The organism is Desulfoconvexum algidum (assembly GCF_055382125.1).
Genome location: NZ_AP042394.1, coordinates 2,336,953 through 2,356,165 on the forward strand (window position 1 = coordinate 2,336,953; position 19,213 = coordinate 2,356,165).

Annotated in this window: 23 protein-coding genes and 1 riboswitch; of the genes, 17 read left to right on the forward strand and 6 right to left on the reverse strand. The window is 42.3% G+C overall.

The genetic code is table 11. From position 1 onward, the window contains the following. The 3 genes from ACZ45G_RS10675 to ACZ45G_RS10685 are packed head-to-tail and all read left to right on the forward strand — an operon-like array spanning position 1 to position 1,227. Complete coding sequence (locus ACZ45G_RS10675; protein ID WP_464177860.1) at positions 1-390, forward strand: type IV pilin protein; 390 nt, start codon at positions 1-3, stop codon at positions 388-390. After that, positions 380-865 (forward strand): type II secretion system protein, encoded by a 486-nt coding sequence (locus ACZ45G_RS10680; protein WP_464177862.1) that lies wholly within the window; start codon positions 380-382, stop codon positions 863-865. Before ACZ45G_RS10675 ends, ACZ45G_RS10680 begins: the two co-directional genes overlap by 11 nt. After that, positions 862-1,227, forward strand: a complete 366-nt coding sequence (locus ACZ45G_RS10685) for a hypothetical protein (protein WP_464177865.1) — start codon at positions 862-864, stop codon at positions 1,225-1,227. Before ACZ45G_RS10680 ends, ACZ45G_RS10685 begins: the two co-directional genes overlap by 4 nt. Positions 1,228-1,479: 252 nt before the next feature. On the opposite strand, the gene ACZ45G_RS10690 is transcribed toward ACZ45G_RS10685, so the two are convergent. Next, positions 1,480-2,115, reverse strand: a complete 636-nt coding sequence (locus tag ACZ45G_RS10690) for a PEP-CTERM sorting domain-containing protein (protein WP_464177867.1) — start codon at positions 2,113-2,115, stop codon at positions 1,480-1,482. A gap of 22 nt (positions 2,116-2,137) precedes the next feature. Continuing rightward, positions 2,138-2,214, reverse strand: a riboswitch (cyclic di-GMP riboswitch). Positions 2,215-2,508: 294 nt separating this feature from the next. Between ACZ45G_RS10690 and ACZ45G_RS10695 the strand changes: the two genes are divergently transcribed. Next, positions 2,509-3,999 (forward strand): sigma-54 interaction domain-containing protein, encoded by a 1,491-nt coding sequence (locus ACZ45G_RS10695; protein WP_464177869.1) that lies wholly within the window; start codon positions 2,509-2,511, stop codon positions 3,997-3,999. Here ACZ45G_RS10695 and ACZ45G_RS10700 read toward each other — a convergent pair. From ACZ45G_RS10700 to ACZ45G_RS10710, 3 genes are all read right to left on the reverse strand, one after another. Further along, positions 3,986-6,265: a tetratricopeptide repeat protein gene (locus ACZ45G_RS10700; protein ID WP_464177871.1), complete on the reverse strand. Its 2,280-nt coding sequence runs from the start codon at positions 6,263-6,265 to the stop codon at positions 3,986-3,988. The two genes, ACZ45G_RS10695 and ACZ45G_RS10700, sit on opposite strands and share 14 nt — an antisense overlap. Positions 6,266-6,390: 125 nt before the next feature. Continuing rightward, positions 6,391-8,070, reverse strand: a complete 1,680-nt coding sequence (locus tag ACZ45G_RS10705; RefSeq protein WP_464177873.1) for an AAA family ATPase — start codon at positions 8,068-8,070, stop codon at positions 6,391-6,393. Between the two features lie 9 nt (positions 8,071-8,079). Continuing rightward, the gene (locus ACZ45G_RS10710) at positions 8,080-9,234 is read right to left on the reverse strand and encodes a hypothetical protein (protein WP_464177875.1); all 1,155 of its coding nucleotides are present in this window, start codon (positions 9,232-9,234) and stop codon (positions 8,080-8,082) included. Positions 9,235-10,209: 975 nt separating this feature from the next. Here ACZ45G_RS10710 and ACZ45G_RS10715 point away from each other — a divergent pair. From ACZ45G_RS10715 to ACZ45G_RS10740, 6 genes are all read left to right on the forward strand, one after another. Beyond that, positions 10,210-10,833 (forward strand): TetR/AcrR family transcriptional regulator, encoded by a 624-nt coding sequence (locus ACZ45G_RS10715; RefSeq protein WP_464177877.1) that lies wholly within the window; start codon positions 10,210-10,212, stop codon positions 10,831-10,833. A gap of 129 nt (positions 10,834-10,962) precedes the next feature. After that, entirely contained in the window at positions 10,963-12,657 is a 1,695-nt protein-coding gene (locus ACZ45G_RS10720; RefSeq protein WP_464177879.1) for a thiamine pyrophosphate-binding protein, read from the forward strand. A 46-nt stretch (positions 12,658-12,703) separates the two neighbouring features. After that, positions 12,704-13,630: a bile acid:sodium symporter family protein gene (locus ACZ45G_RS10725; RefSeq protein ID WP_464177881.1), complete on the forward strand. Its 927-nt coding sequence runs from the start codon at positions 12,704-12,706 to the stop codon at positions 13,628-13,630. Continuing rightward, positions 13,623-14,432: an SDR family oxidoreductase gene (locus ACZ45G_RS10730; protein WP_464177883.1), complete on the forward strand. Its 810-nt coding sequence runs from the start codon at positions 13,623-13,625 to the stop codon at positions 14,430-14,432. Before ACZ45G_RS10725 ends, ACZ45G_RS10730 begins: the two co-directional genes overlap by 8 nt. A gap of 292 nt (positions 14,433-14,724) precedes the next feature. After that, positions 14,725-14,979, forward strand: a complete 255-nt coding sequence (locus ACZ45G_RS10735; RefSeq protein ID WP_464177885.1) for a type II toxin-antitoxin system Phd/YefM family antitoxin — start codon at positions 14,725-14,727, stop codon at positions 14,977-14,979. After that, positions 14,972-15,232 (forward strand): Txe/YoeB family addiction module toxin, encoded by a 261-nt coding sequence (locus ACZ45G_RS10740; RefSeq protein WP_464177887.1) that lies wholly within the window; start codon positions 14,972-14,974, stop codon positions 15,230-15,232. The genes ACZ45G_RS10735 and ACZ45G_RS10740 overlap by 8 nt, the downstream gene beginning before the upstream one ends. 274 nt (positions 15,233-15,506) lie before the next feature. Here ACZ45G_RS10740 and ACZ45G_RS10745 read toward each other — a convergent pair whose 3' ends face one another. Both ACZ45G_RS10745 and ACZ45G_RS10750 read right to left on the reverse strand, forming a co-directional pair. Further along, on the reverse strand, positions 15,507-15,857 hold the full coding sequence (locus ACZ45G_RS10745; protein ID WP_464177889.1) for a helix-turn-helix domain-containing protein: 351 nt from the start codon (positions 15,855-15,857) through the stop codon (positions 15,507-15,509). Beyond that, the gene (locus tag ACZ45G_RS10750) at positions 15,826-15,969 is read right to left on the reverse strand and encodes a hypothetical protein (RefSeq protein ID WP_464177892.1); all 144 of its coding nucleotides are present in this window, start codon (positions 15,967-15,969) and stop codon (positions 15,826-15,828) included. Before ACZ45G_RS10750 ends, ACZ45G_RS10745 begins: the two co-directional genes overlap by 32 nt. A gap of 279 nt (positions 15,970-16,248) precedes the next feature. On the opposite strand from ACZ45G_RS10750, the gene ACZ45G_RS10755 reads away from it, so the two are divergent. The 7 genes from ACZ45G_RS10755 (at position 16,249) to ACZ45G_RS10785 (ending at position 19,194) form a co-directional block, all read left to right on the forward strand. Further along, positions 16,249-16,422, forward strand: coding sequence for an IS66 family transposase (locus tag ACZ45G_RS10755; RefSeq protein WP_464179923.1), 174 nt, complete (start codon positions 16,249-16,251; stop codon positions 16,420-16,422). Further along, positions 16,415-17,224 (forward strand): SDR family oxidoreductase, encoded by an 810-nt coding sequence (locus tag ACZ45G_RS10760; RefSeq protein ID WP_464177894.1) that lies wholly within the window; start codon positions 16,415-16,417, stop codon positions 17,222-17,224. Before ACZ45G_RS10755 ends, ACZ45G_RS10760 begins: the two co-directional genes overlap by 8 nt. Positions 17,225-17,468: 244 nt before the next feature. Next, entirely contained in the window at positions 17,469-17,663 is a 195-nt protein-coding gene (locus ACZ45G_RS10765; protein ID WP_464177896.1) for a type II toxin-antitoxin system HicA family toxin, read from the forward strand. Beyond that, entirely contained in the window at positions 17,660-17,998 is a 339-nt protein-coding gene (locus ACZ45G_RS10770; RefSeq protein WP_464177898.1) for a type II toxin-antitoxin system HicB family antitoxin, read from the forward strand. Before ACZ45G_RS10765 ends, ACZ45G_RS10770 begins: the two co-directional genes overlap by 4 nt. Before the next feature lie 183 nt (positions 17,999-18,181). Then, complete coding sequence (locus ACZ45G_RS10775; RefSeq protein WP_464177900.1) at positions 18,182-18,451, forward strand: type II toxin-antitoxin system TacA family antitoxin; 270 nt, start codon at positions 18,182-18,184, stop codon at positions 18,449-18,451. Further along, on the forward strand, positions 18,448-18,981 hold the full coding sequence (locus tag ACZ45G_RS10780; protein WP_464177902.1) for a GNAT family N-acetyltransferase: 534 nt from the start codon (positions 18,448-18,450) through the stop codon (positions 18,979-18,981). Before ACZ45G_RS10775 ends, ACZ45G_RS10780 begins: the two co-directional genes overlap by 4 nt. A gap of 81 nt (positions 18,982-19,062) precedes the next feature. Continuing rightward, the gene (locus ACZ45G_RS10785; RefSeq protein WP_464177904.1) at positions 19,063-19,194 is read left to right on the forward strand and encodes a hypothetical protein; all 132 of its coding nucleotides are present in this window, start codon (positions 19,063-19,065) and stop codon (positions 19,192-19,194) included. Positions 19,195-19,213 lie beyond the last annotated feature (19 nt).

Sequence of the window (19,213 nt, forward strand, 5' to 3'; positions counted from 1 at the left end):
ATGGACAATAATAACATGAACAATAACAAAGGCTATACCCTCATTGAAATGCTCACCGTTATTGCCATCATGGGAATTCTGGCGTCCATCGCCGTTCCCAGTTTTCAAAGGTCCATTGTCCGGTCCAGGGAAGCCTCCCTGCGAAACTCCCTGTTTGTCCTAAGGGATGTGATTGATCAATATTATGGGGATTTTGGTGAATATCCGGAATCATTGGAAATCCTGGTTGAAAAAAGATATATCAGGGAAGTTCCCATGGACCCCATTACAGGGTCTGTTGATACCTGGATCCTCATTGCCCCGGAAGGAGAAGAGGTCACAGGGATTTATGATGTCCACAGCGGGAGTGATAAAATCAGTTTATACAGCGGTCCCTACAATGAATGGTGACAAGGGGAATGGTGAGCGAGGGTTTACCTATATTTTTGCCCTGGTACTCATTTGTGTGACTTCAGTTTCCCTGATGGTCGCCCAAAAACAATGGAGCACCATTATGCAGCGGGAGCATGAGATAGAACTTCTTTACCGGGGAGAACAAATTTTAGCGGCCATTGAATCTTTTTACCAGAATTCTCCCGGCGGATCTAAGAGCTATCCCCAAAGTTTTAAGGTCCTGTTAAAAGACAATCGGTTCCCCAATTTAAAGCGGCATTTAAGAAAACACTATACAGATCCCATGACATCGGATGGTCGTTGGGGAATCATATATGACGGCAAGGGCAGAATAAAAGGGGTTTACAGCACAAGTTCCGATAAACCTTTAAAACAAGGCGGGTTCCCCGAACGTTTCAAATCTTTTGAAAAGAAAAAAAAATACAAACAATGGAAATTTGTCCATGACCCGGTAAAGGAGACGACTTCATGAAAAAGAAAATACTAGTTGCGGGTATCATCTGTTGTACCTCGATTTTTACTGTACCCGGTTTTGTAGCCACTGGCTTTTATACGCATGCTGCCCATGCATCCAGTATTTCAGATACCTTCTCGGAAAAATATAATTCTTTATATCCCTCTAAAAACAGTTCTGTAAATTCCGACTATCTCTTTGAACAGATTGCCCTTGGCAGCGAGTATACAGTAAGATTGCTGGATCAGATGAATGAACAAAATCTTTCCCTGGACGATAAGGTGGATGAAATAATTGAAAAGTTTGACATTCTAATCGATCAGAATCAGAAAATAATTGAGCTGCTGGAAAAACAAAAACGCCAGGGGAATGACCCATGAAAAAAGCCTTTATCCGGTTTGGGTTTAGGTCAGGGCCAACAGATGCAAATTGATTGGGGCTAATCAACCACATGAATGAGATAATTAACCTGAGAATAGAGCCGAAAGGTCGGGCATGGGGGGATTGAATCGGCAACACGTGTCATACCCCTGCAGAAGTTTGTGGTTGAAACTTTTGGACACTGCTAAATAAAAAAAACAGGATCAACTTAACGCTGACCCTGCTCGTTTTTGAATTATAAGCTGTTATTGTTAGCTTTTTTTTCTGGAGACTCCTGCAAGACCAAGAAGGCCGAGACCAAGGAGCATCATTGTGGCAGGCTCGGGAACAGGATTACTGTCAACCTTCAGTACCTCAGGAAGACCGTTGCATGCGACGTAGATTAACTGATAATCACCACCAACAGCTGTATAAAAGCTTGATGTGTCAACTGAGGTCGGGGCAGCAGAATTGACGAGCGTCGTCGACCCGTTTAAATACAGACTCACACCATCGTCATGTGTAATTTCTCCGAACGAGGCTGGACCACTCCAAGTGATATCCAGAACCGTGGTATCAGTAAAGCTACCGGAAGACATGAGGTGTCCGGCGATCCCGGTTGTATCTGCCAATAGAGTGCCACCCGCTGATTCTAAAAAAAACAGAATCTCGTTAATGCCACCGTCAGCAAAATCGATATCTCCAGTGTATCCTCCACTATAAAGTGCGGTAGTAGTGAGCAATGGGTTAGCCAAGTTTGCCTGAACCCCGGCTGCTCCACTATTGCCACCACCTTGGCCATAATACACATCGATATTGAAAGTGCCTGTGAGTGTCGTTGCTTGAGCTACGCCCAGCGTTAGAGTCATAGCAATTACCACAAATGCTAACTTTTTTAAAAACATCATAATACTTTTCTCCTCATTTTATAAAGGCAACCTGGCTATCTCTTTTTGAGACCCTTAGGCTTTCCTCCCCGGCCTCCAGCCGGTTTGGCTTTTTCTTTATGGTTTAATGTGGACTTTATAACAGCAATGTTTGTACCAAAGTAAAATTTTTTATAGGAATACCTCTCCCCTCTTTAGTACAGCGGGTTTTAAAACAATGATTTTTTTTGGGAGGGAGGAGGATTCCGTCGTGTTGGTACTTTTTTTCATCATAGTGTTACTTTATTTTCATAGTTGTGAAAAATTTTTACCAACGGCTGCAATCATTTTAAAAACAAAGTGTACAAGACGATAATTCTTGGATTCGGTTTTCTTCCCATTGATTTTTAGTGGGTTTTTGGGGTAATATGATCTATGCACTCAAATGTAAAATCACCCATACAATATTTAAACGATATCTCTGCATGGGTCTCGTGTGTCCAGGAGCAGGAGCAGCTGCCCCGGCTGATTGTGAATACGGCGGCCAGAATGATGCAGGCAAAGGCAAGCTCCCTTATGCTTCTGGATGAAGACGGGCAGACCCTCCGGTTTGAAATCACCACCGGTTCCAGGAAAAAAGAAATTAAAAAATTCCAGGTCAAACTGGGGCAGGGGATTGCCGGTTATGTGGCCGAGACAGGCATTCCTTTGCTTGTGGAAGATGTTTCCAAAGATCCAAGGTGGAACAGCCTCATAAGCAAAAACATTGATTTTAAAACAACCTCCATTGCCTGCTCTCCTTTGAAGATTGGTCCAGACATCATTGGGGTTCTTCAGATTGTGGACCGGAGGGACGGCCGGTTTTTCGATGGGGACGATCTGGATACCTTGAATGTGTTTGCCAATGTTTGTGCCAAGGCTATTTACAATTGCCGTCAGGTGGAAATCGTCAATCGTAAAAATATTGAACTGACGGAACAGGTGGCAGAGCAAAATCAGATCATTGGTAACAGCCGGGAAGTTAAAAAGGCTATTGCAGACGGTCTTAAAGTGGCCAATACAAAGGCCAGTGTGATGGTCCTGGGGGAAAGCGGTACCGGAAAAGAGCTGATGGCCCGGCTGATACACCTGGAAAGTGCCAGAAAGGAGTTTCCCCTCGTGATTTTAAATTGCGGTGCCCTCACAGAATCCCTGCTGGAAGATGAACTGTTTGGCCATGAAAAAGGTGCTTTCACCGGTGCCTCGGTCTTGAAGATGGGAAAGTTTGAACTGGCAGACAAGGGTACTATTTTTCTGGACGAAATAGGGGAAATGAGTCTGAACATGCAGACAAGGCTGTTGAGGGTGCTCCAGGAGGGGATTTATTACCGGGTGGGGGGCAGCAAACCTATTTGTGTAGACGTAAGGGTGATTTCAGCGACCAACAGGGATATTGAACAAGAGGTTCAAAAAAAAAGATTCAGAGAAGATCTGTATTATCGATTGAATGTGGTCCAGATAAAAAATCCGCCCTTAAGGGAGCGTAAATCAGATATCCTGTTGCTGGCCCATTATTTTCTTGACTACTTTAAAAAGAAGCAGGCGCGGTTGGACCTTGAATTTTCTGCCCGAACCCTGGAAGTCATCAGAACCCATTCCTGGCCGGGCAACATACGGGAGCTTAAAAATGCGGTTGAACGGGCCGTGATTATGTGCGAAGGTCCTTTGATATCACCCGAAGACCTGCCCTTTATCGTTGCCCAAAAAGAACAGGTTTCTTTTGATAAACAACAATTAAAACCGGCCATCAAAAAATTTAAAAAAAATTTTATCATCCACACCCTAGAATCAGTCCAGGGCAATAGGACAAAGGCGGCAAAAATTCTTAATATTCAGAGAACCTATCTTTCCCGTCTGATTTTAGAACTTGAGATCAAAGGGATTTAAGAATCTCATTTGCGTCTTTGGCCCCGGGAAATTCCTGGCTCAATGCCAGGGATTTTTCAAGTTCTTTCTTGGCTAAAAGGATATCCCCTTTTTTGTGGTAGGCAAGGCCCAGGTGGTAATGGACGATTGGGTTGTCCGGAAGTTTTTTTAAACTGTCAATAAATTCACCCACGGCATTGCCGTAGAGTTCTTTTTTATAGTATGCCAGCCCAAGGGTATCCATTACAGAAGGGTCATTGGGAAACTTTTCCTTGGCAATCTTTGCATATTTCAGGGCATCGTCGTAGTTTTCCGTGCGGTCAGCCAGCAGATAGGCCAGATTGTTTGCCGCAGGGGCAAAATCAGGGTTTATCTCCAGGGCTCGCCTGTAATGGGTTTCCGCCTTGCTAAAGTCTTCCTCCATCTCGTATATGGTTCCCAGCATCATGTGGGGGGCGGCTATGTCCGGATTTTTATTCAGGATCTCCGTGTATTGGTGTTTTGCTCGTTTCAGGTCTTTTTGAGAGATTAAAATCTGTGCAAGGGAACCATAGGATTTCAGATAATCAGGATCGATTTCAATGGCTTTTTCATAGGAGGCGCTGGCATTGTCGAGATCTTTTTGTGCCATGTAAATCGAGGCCTGGATATTGTAAACAAATGCCATGACTCTTTTATTGTCTTTGGCGATGATCAGCTGCTGCTCGCAGAGAGCATGGGCCTTTTTAAAGTTTTTTTGGAGGCCATGGTTTCTTACTCTTAAACTGAAGACGTCGATGAGGTTATTGTCGATGTCATGGGCTTTTGCAAGCAAGACTTCCGATTTGTCATATTGTTTCTGGATGGAATATAAAGTGGCCAGGCGGTAGTATGCCGAAGGGTTTTCAGGATTTTGTTCCATCAGTTTTTTGTAGTCCTGCTCGGCTTCCTTAAACTTTTTCATGTTCAATTGGGAATTGGCCCGGATCATCCGGGCCTGGTAAATTGAGTCGTTCTTTTTCAATACGTCAGAGGTGGCTTTCACGGCAAGGTCAAAGGAGCGCTGGCGAAAATAGACCTCTGCAAGGAGTATCCGGGCCCTGATGTCATCGGGTTTGAGTTTAACGGCCTTTGATACCGAGGCGGCTGCCTTGTTGATATTGCCAAGCCCCATATAGCTCAGCCCTTTAAAATAATGAACTCCAAAGGAATCGGGTTCTTCCTTTTCAAGTTCTTCCAGGATCCGGTTGGCTTCTTTAAATTCTTTTTTAAAAACAAGGATCTCGCAGTGAAGCATGCGTGCAGGGGTGAAATTGGGTCTTTGCTCCAGGATTTCAGCCACTCGTTTTTCTGCGGGTTCCATATTTTTCTTTTGATACTGGAATCGTGCCAGGGCCAGTTTGGGGGTGATGTCTTCGGGATCAATGGTGATGGCTTCTTCGTACAGGGTCAGGGCTTTTTCATCCTGGCCGGTGGCAGCGTAAAATTTTGCAAGGGTCAGATAGGGCATGACCGTATCCGGGGAGAGGTCAACGGCTTTTTTGTAAGCTGTTTCTGCCTGGTTTTTTTTCTGCACCTTTAAATAAAAATTTCCCAAAACCATCTGGTGGTCGGCAGTGTCGGGATTTTCCAGGGCAATCAGTTTCAGCTGTTCTTCGGCTTTTAAGAGATCTTTCTGGCTGATGTAAAAGCTGAACAGCATCTGTCTTGGCTGGACTGCATTTGGAGCTGCAGCCGCAGCTTTTTGCAGGAGAGACTCTGCCTGGTCAAATTTTTTCTGAAAACTTTTGAGTCTGGCCAGTCCCTGGAGGGAGGGGATATGATCTCCTTGAATACCGAGGATTTTTTCATAGACCTTTACCGATGCGTCCAGCTCTTTTTGAACGGATAGGATATTGGCCTGTAAATACAAGGCCTCGATATTGTTTTTATCCTGTTCCAGAATTTTTTCTATCCGGGATTTTGCTTCATCTATCTTTTTGTTTAGGAAATAAAATTTTGAGAGGTTAACCAGGGCCGGGATATTGTCAGGAGCGATCTCTTCCACTTTTGAATAGGCACTGAATGCCTGCCTTCCCTGGCCGAGCATCATTGAGGTGTCCCCAAGTTTCATCAGGGCGTCCACATACCGGTTGTCTATCTGGATGGCATTTTTAAATTCTATTTCAGCTTTCTTATACTCCTTTGCCTCAAAATATTCGTTTCCTTTGTTAAAGTGACCTATCTTTTTTTCCTGGTCACTTGCACACCCCATGGCAAAAATTAACAGGGCTAAGGTAACTGAAATGAGTCTTATACGAATTTTCATGAATTGCCTCCGGATATATTTAAAATAGTGGGCAGATCGTTATTTTTTTGAGAATACCATTCAATGCGTTTACTCATATTACGGGAGATTGATATTTGTCAATTAAAACCTATAATAAAAAAAATTTAAAGACTGGGATTCAGCACTTCAATCTCAACCCGCCGGTTCATCATTCTGCCCCAGGCTGTATTATTACTTTCGATGGGATTTTCGCTGCCCAATCCTTTGATTTCCATCTGATCCGTCATTGCACCTTTGCCAAGAAGAAAGCTCTTCACAATATTTGCCCTGAATTCAGATAATTTTTGATTATATTTCTTATACCCCTCGGAATCTGTATAGCCGGTAATCAATACCTTTGCTTCAGGACTCATTGCCAGAATATCTGCAAAGGTTTCCAGACTGTCAAAACCAGATTCGGTAAAATCATTGGTATTATATTTGAACCTGACGATTACTTTTTCTTTTGGCAGGGGTGGAATTATTTTGTCTATTTCAAACTTAATTGGGTCATTTCCAACCACCTGGATGGGTTGTACCGATAACGTTTCAGCTGATTTCGCTGTTTTAGCGGGTTCTATTATTTCAGTGGGGACTGGTTTTGAAATAATTTTTTTGATTTCCTGTTTTTGGAAATTAACGGTTTCGTCCCTATTCTCTTTTTCAATGGGCGTGGGCTTTTTTATTGCCTGGTTTTGTTTTGATGAGGGCTCAAAATAGATTTTTAAGGAATCGGGTATCAGCGGCATCATTTGATTTTTTAAAACAATGAGGCGGCCATTTGTCGCTGATAGCGAATGTTTAAAATGATCAGGAAAAATAAAATACCATGAACCGATAACAATTAATACAAAGGCTATTCCCCAGACCATGGAGGATCTGCCTTTTTTTTGTAAATTTGCCGGTTCTTTGGGAATCGGTATATCTGCCCGGGGTTTTATCACCGGAACCGGCCTGGAATATTCTGGGGTGAAACCGTTTATATCCCGGTTTCTGACGTGGGCAGGGATTTTCAATTCCTTTGCACATTCTCTGACAATATGACGATCAATTTCTTTTTTTTCTTTTACATAGCCTGACAAAAGGGAGTGATCACAGATAATATTGATCCGGCGGGGAAATCCGCCTGAGTACATGAATATTTCCTGTACAGCAGCGCTATCAAAAATGGTTTGGGTGGTTCCTGCCACCTTTAGCCGGTGTTTTATATATTCAGAAGTTTCGTCCGGGGTCAGGGGGTCAATGTTGTAATTTAATGTCAATCGCTGCCTTACCGCCCTGTTCTGCTGTTGATTAAGGAATTCATTGAACTCATTTTGCCCGACAAAAAAAATATTTATCAGCTTTGCATTGGTTTTCTCGATATTGGATAAAAGCCGGATCTCTTCCAGCATTTCCTGGGTTAAGAGTTGGGATTCATCGATGATGAGCAATACTTTTTTTTTGTTCGCATGGGCGTCCATTAAAAAACGTTTAAAATGGACCAGAAAAGTTCCTTTGGCGGTAAACTCCCTGTCCATGCCGAATGACAGGGCAATAAAATTGAGAAAATCCATTTTCTCAAGGCTTGGGTCCGGAACCGAAGCAAAGATTATGTCCTCACTCAAACTTTCAATTAATGAATTGATCAAAGAGGTTTTTCCGGTTCCCACGTCTCCGGTTAAGAGAAGAAACCCTTTATTATCCAGGATGCCGTATTTCAGGGTGGCCAAGGCCTCCTTGTGTTTCTCGCCAAACCACATAAATGCGGGATCGGAACTAATCTGGAAGGGTTTTGAATGCAGATTGTAAAAAGAGGTATACATGAATTTAGCCTATAAGCTGTGAAGAAACTCCATATCTTTTAGTTGGGTGTTTTTAGTGCCGATGACAACCACTTCAATCCTGTTTTCTAATTTTCTAAAATAAAGACGTCCATTATATGCGAATAATACTTCAAGACAAGTTGTTTTATGCTTTTTACCTGAAAAAACCTTGCGTTTAATAATGACATTTTCAGGGTTCTGGTCCAATTGGTGGATCATTTCTTCCGCCTTGATCTGCTGGTCTTCGTTCAGACCGAGTAATCCGGTCAGGGCTTTTCTGTTGATTTCAATATTTTTATACAGCACTGAAAACAGCTTTGCCAGAAAATCAAATTCATTTCGCCTTATTTTCGATCCTTTCCTTCTCTCATATTTTTGAAGGGTGGATTTAAGTTCATCAATTTCGTTTTCCCTGCTTTTTTTCAGTTCGATAAATGTGTTAAGCTGTTCTTCAAGGGATAGTATTTCCTCAAACATCTCTTCTTCGTTGATTTTTGTTTTTTCTTTATCTGTCTGGTATTTTGTATTGAGTACCTTAATATTTTCAAACAATCCTTGCCGTTCTTCCGTTAACCCTTCGAGAATTTGTTGATGAAACTGGTCCTTTTCCTTGAGATTCTGGATGAGGTCATGTTTGGACTGACGATCCCGGGCAGCTTTGGAACTGCCGATTTTATAGAAGATGAAAAAAATTGTTAAAGAGAGGACCGAATACAAAAACAGAATAATGTTGGCTATTTTTGATCCGTGATTCAGATTAATGTGCGTTGTCACTGTCAGGTCATTGTTCAGCAGTTCAAAATTTTTATTGGCAATGATTTGTGAATTATAGTCCTGGTGTATGTTATTGGTCAAAGAATCTGTATTGCGATAGAGGGGGTAGATGATTTTCCCCTGTGCGGTGGTAACCTGGATGGTGATTTCAAGGCCGGTATAGTGTATCAGGAAGTCACGTTTCTGATAGGCCTCAATATTTTTGGCGATTTGCTCTTCCAGTTGAATCGTTCCGTTTAACAAGGGCCTGGAATCTCCCACCATTATATTTTGAACTGCTTGCAGATAATATCTGTCCAGGTATTTTTGGGAAACGCTTATGGTAACAATATATAGAAGCGGGGTTAGTATGAGGCATACAACGGCAATTTTTAATGGAAAAAACTTCATAAACTCACCAAGCTTCATATGGTCAATCAAAGAGACGATGCCTGACCATATATCAGAAAATACTAATTTTCAAGAATTTAAGTATTGTGGTTTATTATGGGGACACCTTACTTAATTATTGACAAGGACCTTTATGACAATAATTTTGTTTTTTCCGATTCCGACGATCCGGTACAAATAAACATCTGCAATGACGACACTTTTTTTTATTTTTCTCATTCACAACATGTCTCCAGATAGGATCAATAATTAAAGTACATGATTGTGCCGGGGAAAAAATCCCTCTTACTTGTACAAAAGACTGGACAGGTATAAGTATATCTATTATACTTGTACAAAATATTGAACAAGTATAATAAATTAGATAAATCAGGAAGATATTATGAGAATTATAAATTTCAGCGAAGCAAGAAACAATCTAAAGTCAGTATTGGATCAAGTTATTGATGATGATTTTATTACCATCATTTCATGTAGATATCATTACTAAATATAAAAAAATCGGGATTGGTCTTAACGTCACCAGCCCTGGAACAATTTTGTTGACCGACAGGTAAAATTATTCCGGGGGCCTCCTTTCAAAAAATAAAAAATTATTTTTTGAATTTCGTATCGAACTGTAACGGCAGTGGTTTACCAATTCTTATATTATTAAAATCTGGATGATTAATACCAACCCATTCCAAGACATCGTGAAATCAATGAAATCCTTGCCAAAATTTCTGCAAAGGTTTTCAGCGTTTCAAAACCAGCTTCCGTAAAGTTATTGGTATTATATTTAAACCTGACGAATTTTTCTTTTGTCAGCGGCGGAATCGGGTTTTCCAGCTCAATCCCCTCAAAAGAGCGGGAATTTTTTAAGAATTCAATTGACATTATAGTTATTGTGAAGATATATCATTTATAGAACGACGTTCGATAAATGATCAACTCTCTATTTTATTTAAATTGCTTGGAAACTGGAAGAGGAAAACCATGGGTGTAAAAGAAAGACGAGCGCTTGAAAAGCAGATGAGACGCAATCAGATTCTGGATGCGGCACGAAAATTATTAATCTCCCAGGGGCTTGAGAATATTTCCATCAGTAAAATTTCCAAGGAAGCCCAGCTGGGGGTTGGCACCATCTATTTTTATTATAAAAATAAAGAAGAAATTTTCATCGCCCTCCAGGAAGAGGGACTGGGATTTCTATTCTCGGCTATCCAGCAGATCCAGGGGAAACAGCTGAATCCCAGGGAAAAACTTAAAGAGGTTGCAGCTGCCTACTATAACTTCAGTCAGAATCAACAGGAGTATTTTAATATCATCAATTATTTTTTGTCATCTCCCCGGATTTTTTTCCAGGAAGAACAAAAAAAAATGATCGATATGTCGGGCAATAAAATTTTGATGGTGATTGAGACGATTATACTGAAAGGGGTTGAAGATGGTTTTTTTCTTGAAGAAGATCCCAGGAAATTTTCAATTCTGTTCTGGGGGATGATTCACGGGTTGATTCATTTTAAAAAATTGGAACATACCACCCTTCAAAACGAAAATCACCTGCTTGTTTTCCAGTACAGTGTGAATAAGCTGATTCAAAGTATAATAGTGCCATAATACATGTAAATTTAATCCATTTAGGCAAGAGGGGGACAATGTGCAGGAATTAAAAAACAAAACTGCATTGATAACAGGAGCTGGTAAGAAATCCGGTATCGGGTTTGCCATGGCCCAAAAGGAGTAAACATGGAAACAATTACAGGTGCAGAACTGGTAGCACAGGCATTAATTGACAAAAAAATAAAACATATATTTTCATTGAGCGGCGGGCATATTACCCCTATTTACCAACACCTTGAGGGATCAGATGTAAAAATTTATGATACCCGCCATGAGCAGTCTGCGGTTTTTATGGCCGAAGCCTGGGGAAAAATGACCAGAAGGGCAGGGGTGGCAATGGTGACAGCAGGTCCTGGATTTACCAATGCATTGACCGGGGTTGCCAGCGCTCATTTTTCCAATACGCCCTTGGTGTTGATCGCAGGGTGCGTGGGACTGGACAATAAGGAAAAATTAGATCTCCAGGACATGCCCCAGGAGGCGGTCATCAAACCCATGGTCAAAAAAGCCCTTGTCTGTATGAAGGCGGAACGGGTCATCGAATATGTGGACATGGCCTTTAGAATTGCAGAAAGCGGAAGACCTGGGCCCGTTTATCTGGAATTTCCCATCGATGTGCTTAATGCCCCGGTGGATAAAGCGGCTGTGCGCCGCACCAATACCTGTGTCTCCTCCCATCCGTCAGATCCTGCCAAGGCCAAGGATTTGATGGAGATGATTCAGGCGGCTGAGAAACCTTTGGTGATTGCCGGAACCGGTGCCTGGCAGTCCCATGCAGAAGCAGAGCTTAAAACTTTTATTGAAGCCACGGGAATTCCACTTTTTACCTCACTTTCCGGCCGGGGTGTTTTATCGGATACCCATCCCCTATGCTTTGAAGGTGCACTTGCCATCCGTCCCGGCGGCGGATTTGCAGCCTATATCGAAACCGATCTTGTCATTATTTTAGGGACTAGAATATCCCTTTATTATATGTTTGGGGATGTCTTTAACCCGGCCGCAAAAATTGTCCAGGTGGACATTGTGCCCGAAGAGATCGGCAGGAACAGGAGTGTTGATCTGGCCATTGCCAGTGATATAAAAGGGTTTTTAACCCACTGCAATGCCTTGATTGAAAAGGATAATGCAAGCTCAGTGTTGACAGAGAAATTTTCTCCCTGGATAGACACACTGAACACGGCCCATGAGCAGGGAAAATCCTTTGCCCAAAATGACTGGGTTTCGGATAATATTCCCATTCACCCCATGCGTCTTGCAAGGGAAATTAATGAATTCATGGACAGAGAAGATGACGTTGTGGTGGCAGACGGCGGGGATACCACCACCTGGCTTGGCATGACACGGACCTTAAAAGTTCCCGGCACCTATCTGGATTACGGAATTTTCGGGTCCCTTGCGGTTGGGCTGCCCTATACCAATGCCGCCAAATTGTTGTACCCGGACAGCCGGGTGATCCTCATGACCGGAGACGGGTCCGTGGGGTTTAATTTCATGGAGTTTGAAACAGCCATTAGAAAGAATCGGCCCATCGTCGTGGTGATTTCCAATGATCTGGGGTGGGGGATGATCCGGCACAGCCAGGAAATCAGAATCGGCCATGCCATAGAGGGGGGTACCTTTATTGGTAAGGTTGACTATCATAAAATGGTCGAGGCCATCGGGGGGAAAGGGTATTTTGTGGAAGATCCCAAGGATATCAGGCCGGCCCTTGAAGATGCCTTTGCCTCGGGCAAAGTCTGCTGCATCAATGTGATGACGGATCCGACCACCGTAAGCCCCGCCAGTATGGCATTGGCCAATGTAGGAGCATACAAAGCATAGACTAAAATTTTCTTAAATATTTTCCAAAGATGAGGGGGACACGCGTATGGATCCTGTTACACTTGATCAGGTGCGATTGAATTTCAACCCGACTGGTATTGCCATCATTAATGCGGCCATTGGACTCATGATGCTGGGTGTTGCCCTGGAATTGAGAATAGAAGATTTTAAGCGAATAATAAGAAGCCCTAAGGCGCCTGCCATAGGGCTTGTTGCCCAATTTTTGCTGCTGCCGGCCTTTACCTTTCTTCTAGTCCTCGTTATCAAACCCTATCCCTCCATCGCCCTTGGTATGATGCTGGTGGCTGCCTGTCCCGGGGGGAATCTATCCAACATTGTCACCTATCTGTCCCAGGGAAACACGGCTGTTTCCATCAGCATGACGGCTATTTCAACAGTTGCCGCCATTGTGATGACCCCCTTGAATATTTCTTTTTGGGGGAGTATGAATCCTGCCACTGCTGCTATTATGAAACAGGTCAGTCTCAACCCTGCCGATGTGTTTGTCACGGTTTTTCTGATCCTTGGGATTCCCTTGATTGTGGGAATGAGTCTGGGCCATTATTTCCCTGGGCTTGCAGACAAGGTTAAAAAACCCTTTAAGATATTTTCCCTGGTTTTTTTTATTATCATTATTTGTGGTGCCCTGGCTGCCAATTGGCAAAATTTTCTTACCTATATCGGGCTTGTGGTCTTTGCCGTTCTGATCCACAATGCCCTGGCATTGAATATCGGCTATTGGTCCGCCAGAATTGTCGGGCTTCCGGAAAGGGATTGCCGGGCGGTCTGTGTTGAGGTGGGAATCCAAAATTCCGCCCTGGGGTTGGTGCTGGTGTTTAATTTTTTCGATGGTCTTGGGGGAATGGCTATTTTGGTTGCCTGGTGGGGAATCTGGCATATTATTGCAGGGCTTGTGACGGCCTTTATTTTTACCCGAAAGAAATTACCTAAAACAGAGGTGGTCCATGATTAAAAGATCCTTTGAAAATAAAGTAGTCCTGGTGACAGGTGGTGCTTCTGGAATTGGACTTGCCACCTGCCGGGAATTTGCCAAGATTGGCGCAAAAATTGCCATGCTCGACATGGATGAGCCCATGCTGGATCTCCGAAAAACAGAGTTTAAAGAGTTGGGGGTTGAGATCCTGACCCTGGTTTGTGATGTGACAGACGTTTTGGCCTGTGAAAATGCCGTTGAAAAGGTAATCAGCCATTATGGTGCCATTGATTTGTTGTTTAACAATGCCGGTATTACCCAGAGGGGATTGTTTGAACGAACAAAGGTTGCGGCCATTGAACGGGTTATGGCCGTTAATTTTTACGGGTCCTTGTATATGACCAAGGCAGCGCTTCCCAGCCTGATTGCGCAACGAGGGATGATCATTGTCAATGAGTCTGTGGCAGGGGTTGCACCGCTTCTGGGGAGATGCGGTTATTGTGCCAGTAAACATGCCCTCCACGGGTTGTTTACCTCCTTGAGATGTGAAATGAAGCACAAGGGCGTCCATGTGATGATTATTTGTCCCGGATTTATAAAAACCAACTTACAGGCAAGAGCCCTTGGCTGTGACGGTGAGATTGCCACCCGTGAACAGACCCGGGTGGGCAAACAGCAGACGCCTGAATTTGTGGCTCAAAAAATTCATCTGGGTGCCCAAAAAGAAAAGTCCATGATGGTCTTTACCATGATAGGGAAAATTGGTTATCTTATTTCCAGATTGGCACCCTCCCTGTATGAACGGCTGATGACACAACAGTTCCGGGAAGAATTGGAATAATCCTATTGTGGGGACCTATTGTATTGTGGGGACACCTTACTTAATTATTGGCAAGGACCTTTATGACAATAATTTTGTTTTTTCCGATTCCGACGATTGGGTACAAATAAACATCTGCAATGACGACACTTTTTCTTTTTTCTTTTTCTCATTCATAAATTAAAGTACATGATTGTGCCGGGAAAAAAATCCCTCTTACTTGTACAAAATACTGGACAGGTATAAAACTATCTATTATACTTGTACAAAATAATGAACAAGTACAATAAATTAGACAAATCAGGAAAATATTATGAGAATTATAAATTTCAGCGAAGCAAGAAACAATCTAAAGTCAGTATTGGATCAAGTTATTGATGATGCTGATTACACAGTAATTACCCGTCGTGACTCTGAAAATGCTGTTGTTATGTCATTAGAAACCTTTAATAGTCTTATGGAAACATTTTATCTTCTCAGGTCACCTGCCAATGCTGCCCATTTAACAAAATCAATTGAACAATTTAAAAATGAAAAAGTCCAAGAAAGAGAGCTAATAGATGAGTAGGAAATTAGCTTGGACTGATGAAGCATGGAAGGATTACATATATTGGAAGGCACAAGACAAGAAGACACTCAAACGAATCAACAGGCTCATTAATGATACAATGAGGCAACCATTTGAGGGCATAGGAAAGCCTGAACCTTTGAGAGAAAATCTATCTGGTTTTTGGTCACGAAGAATTGATGACACTAATCGATTGGTTTATGCTGTTGATGATGATTTTATTACCATCATTTCATGTAGATACCATTACTAAACTATAAAGAAATAAATTGTACTTTTCAACAGTAGTCTTGCTTACGCAAATATCTATTACTTCTGGGATTTTTTTTAGTCGGTTTTCTACCGCCACCCGTTTCTCGCTCCGTATCAAGATCGACCCTTAATACCGCTGGCTCGGGCGATTTCTGTCATACCACGCCCGCAAATGACCAAAGGCGGAAAAAGAGAAGGGGCAGGCAGGCACCCGGCAGAAAACACCAAAGTACCATATTCAACCCGGTTGAGACATGACCAGGTTGAATGGTTAATTAAAGAAAGGTTCTGTAATCGACCTTTAATACGGCTGCAAATAATTTGGCATTCTTTTTCCCAATAGGACGGTTGCCTCTTTCCATTTCTGAAATATGCCTTTGAGGTATCCCGGTTAATTTAGAAAGCTCGACTTGCGTCATTCCCTCCTTGTGACGACCACCTGCCAAGCTGGTTCCGGCTTCGTTTCCTTCAAATTCTACGAAAGCTTCCCGCCAGGGGATCGAATCGTTTTTCGACGTTCTAAAACCCAGTTTTTCTAAGGCTGCGATAGCCTCCTCTCTTTTCTCTGCCGGACCTTCAAAAAGAAGGCTGACCTTAGTATGGGGATTTTTCGTGTGTTCCAACATAAGTCACCTCCACTATTTTAATTTTTTTGTCGCTTATTTCCCATACAACGACATAAGTTGGATTACCTATTTTTAATATGGCAGTGATAAAGGTTATTGCTAAGCTTGCCATAGTTTCTCCAATTACCACGAGCAGGGCCGGACAGTTCAATTTCTCTAAGTAATACGAATAAAGATCGTCGCACTGACTTCGGTAATTTAGGTATCGCTTTAGAAACCTTTTTTGTTATATCTACTGTCCAGTTCATGGTTCTTAATATACTATTTTTTAGTATAAAGTCAACTTTCCCCCCTCCCCACGTATACGTGTGGGCAACTTTTTTGATCATACAGTGGATTTGTTCTCCAGCAATAAAACCATCTAAAAGCCAGCGATGAACTGTTCCAGGGGATACACCAAGGATCTCAAAGTCTTAAGACTCATTGGAAGGGCCTGAGCGTATTTGTCGAACACCCGGAAGTGCCTATGGATAATAACCCAGGAGAAAAATTCATCCGAAACCCTGTGACAGTGCGTAAACAAAATCTTTCCCGCCCACCTGAAACAGAGGTGGTCCATGACTAAAAGATCCTTTGAAAACAAAGTGGTCCTGGTGACAGGTGGTGCTTCTGGAATCGGGCTTGCCACCTGCCGGGAATTTGCCAAGATTGGCGCAAAAATTGCCATGCTCGACATGGATGAGCCCATGCTGGATCTCCGAAAAACGGAGTTTAAAGAGTTGGGGGTTGAGATTCTGACCTTGGTTTGTGATGTGACAGACGCCTTGGCCTGTGAAAATGCCGTTGAAAAGGTAATCAGCCACTATGGTGCCATTGATTTGTTGTTTAACAATGCCGGTATTACCCAAAGGGGATTGTTTGAAAGAACAAAGGTTGCGGCCATTGAACGGGTTATGGCCGTTAATTTTTACGGGTCCTTGTATATGACAAAGGCAACTCTTCCCAGCCTGATTGCGCAACGAGGGATGATCATTGTCAATGAGTCTGTGGCAGGGGTTGCACCGCTTTTGGGAAGATGTGGTTATTGTGCCAGCAAACATGCCCTCCACGGGTTGTTCACCTCCTTGAGATGTGAAATGAAGCACAAGGGCGTCCATGTGATGATTATTTGCCCCGGATTTATAAAAACCAATTTACAGGCAAGAGCCCTTGGCTGTGACGGTGAGATTGCCACCCGGGAACAGACCCGGGTGGGCCAACAGCAGACCCCTGAATTTGTCGCCGGAAAAATTCTTCTGGGTGCCCAGAAAGAAAAATCCATGATGGTTTTTACCCTCATGGGGAAAATAGGTTACCTTGTCTCCAGGCTTGCCCCCTCCCTGTACGAACGGTTGATGACACAACAGTTCAGGCAAGAATTGGAATAAGATGTTGGTAAGATGATCAATGGTGTTCTCGGTCCAGCAAACTCTCATTTCGTCAGTTCAATTAAATACCCGTAGAAAAGTTAGGTGTAATGATGGCTGTACAAAATTAACTTTTCAAAAAAGTTTGGGGATAGATATTTATATTACCCTTGACTATGATATCAATAAGTAGTATCAATTATCCGTGAACAGTAAACACAAAAGAACATTGTCCGTCATCTTTTCAAAACCGATTCCAGGAGTCTTGGAATGGCGTAAAATTGAATCTCTTTTTATAGCTTTAGGTGCGGACATAATTGAAGGAAGCGGCTCAAGAGTTTCTTTCATTCTAAACGATGAAAAAGCCGATTTTCACCGGCCGCATCCGGGCAAAGAGGCAAAACAGTACCAGGTGAGAAACGCCAAAGATTTTTTAGACAAAGCAGGAGTTAAACCATGAATACACTTAATTACAAAGGCTATACCGCCAAAATTGAATTTGATCCAGATGATAATATTTTATTCGGTAACATTATTGGCATACAGGATACTGTGGGGTTCCACGGTGAATCTGTGTCTGAAGTAAAGAACGCCTTTCATGAAGCTGTTGAATTTTACCTTGAAAGCTGCAAAAAGGCCGGGCGCGAACCGAATAAACCATTTTCAGGGAATTTTGTAGTTCGGGTTGACTCAGCGCTTCACGGTCAGGTTGCTGCAGCCGCAGCCCACGCAGGGAAAAGTCTTAATAAATGGGTGGCAGATACCTTGACACAAGTTGTTGAAGCCCATGGTTGATGCCCGGTAATGGCATTTTTTGAGTTGTGCGGTAGCTGCTCAACTAAACGGTTTTAGATGTTTGGTTAAAATGAAATATTTGTACGGAATCATTCCGTATTTATTGACAAGGCGTTTCGTAAACACTATACTCTTGATTAAGTACGGAACTGCTCCGTACAAAAAGAAAAGAGGAGAACAACAATGCCTACCACTCGCTTTGATATGAGATTAGATCAAGAAATTAAAGCAAAAGCTGAAAAAGCGTCGGCCTTGCTTGGATTAAAAAGTCTCACTGAGTATATTGTCAAACTAATTGATGACAACGCAACCCAGGTGATTGCTCAACATGAAAGTATCATCGTTGAGAATGATATCTTTGATCTTTTCATTAGCGCTTGTGAGAAAACTCAAAAACCCAATAAAGCGCTGCTGGATGCGAAAGCTTTTGCCAAAGAACAAGGTATAAAATGAGTTGGGCTAAAGAATTCATAGAGCTTAACAAGGTTATCCATGACCGGGCTTCATTTGATTGCGGTGAAGCTGAATTAAATGAATTCATTCGAACTAAGGCTGCAAGGCATATGGCTGCCGGCATAAGCAGAACAATGCTATTACCCGCTTCCGTTCCACTTCCTGACGGCAAATACCCCATTTGTGCTTTTTATTCAATTGCACCTAGCTCTATTAGCAGAGAAACTTTGCCAAAAAAACTTATAAAAAAATTACCACGTTATCCTGTGCCAGTATTTTTACTTGCTCAGTTAGCTGTTCATTCAGAATATCATGATCAAGGTTTGGGGAAAATCACCCTAATAAAAGCGCTTGAATACTTATGGGAAATAAATTCTCACATGAGGGCCTTTGCCATTATTGTCGATTGCTTAAATGAAACTGCTGAGAATTTTTATTCAAAATACGGTTTTGAAGTATTGTGCTGCCATAAGAACAGGGTACGAATGTTCATGCCAATGAAAATTGTAGGGCAATTATTTCAACAATAACATTCATATCATACCAGACATTCGATTTATTTCTGCAAGGAGAGCAACCACGAAAGAACAAAAAGTATATATCAGGAGGCCATGATGAGAAAAGAATATGATTTTGAAAATATGAAAGGCCGTAAAAATCCTTATGCTAAAAATTTGATCAATCTTTATTTACGAGACTGTGTTCAATCCAACAGAAAACTATCTTTAAACTGGACCCAATAGATTAGAATAATTTTAAATT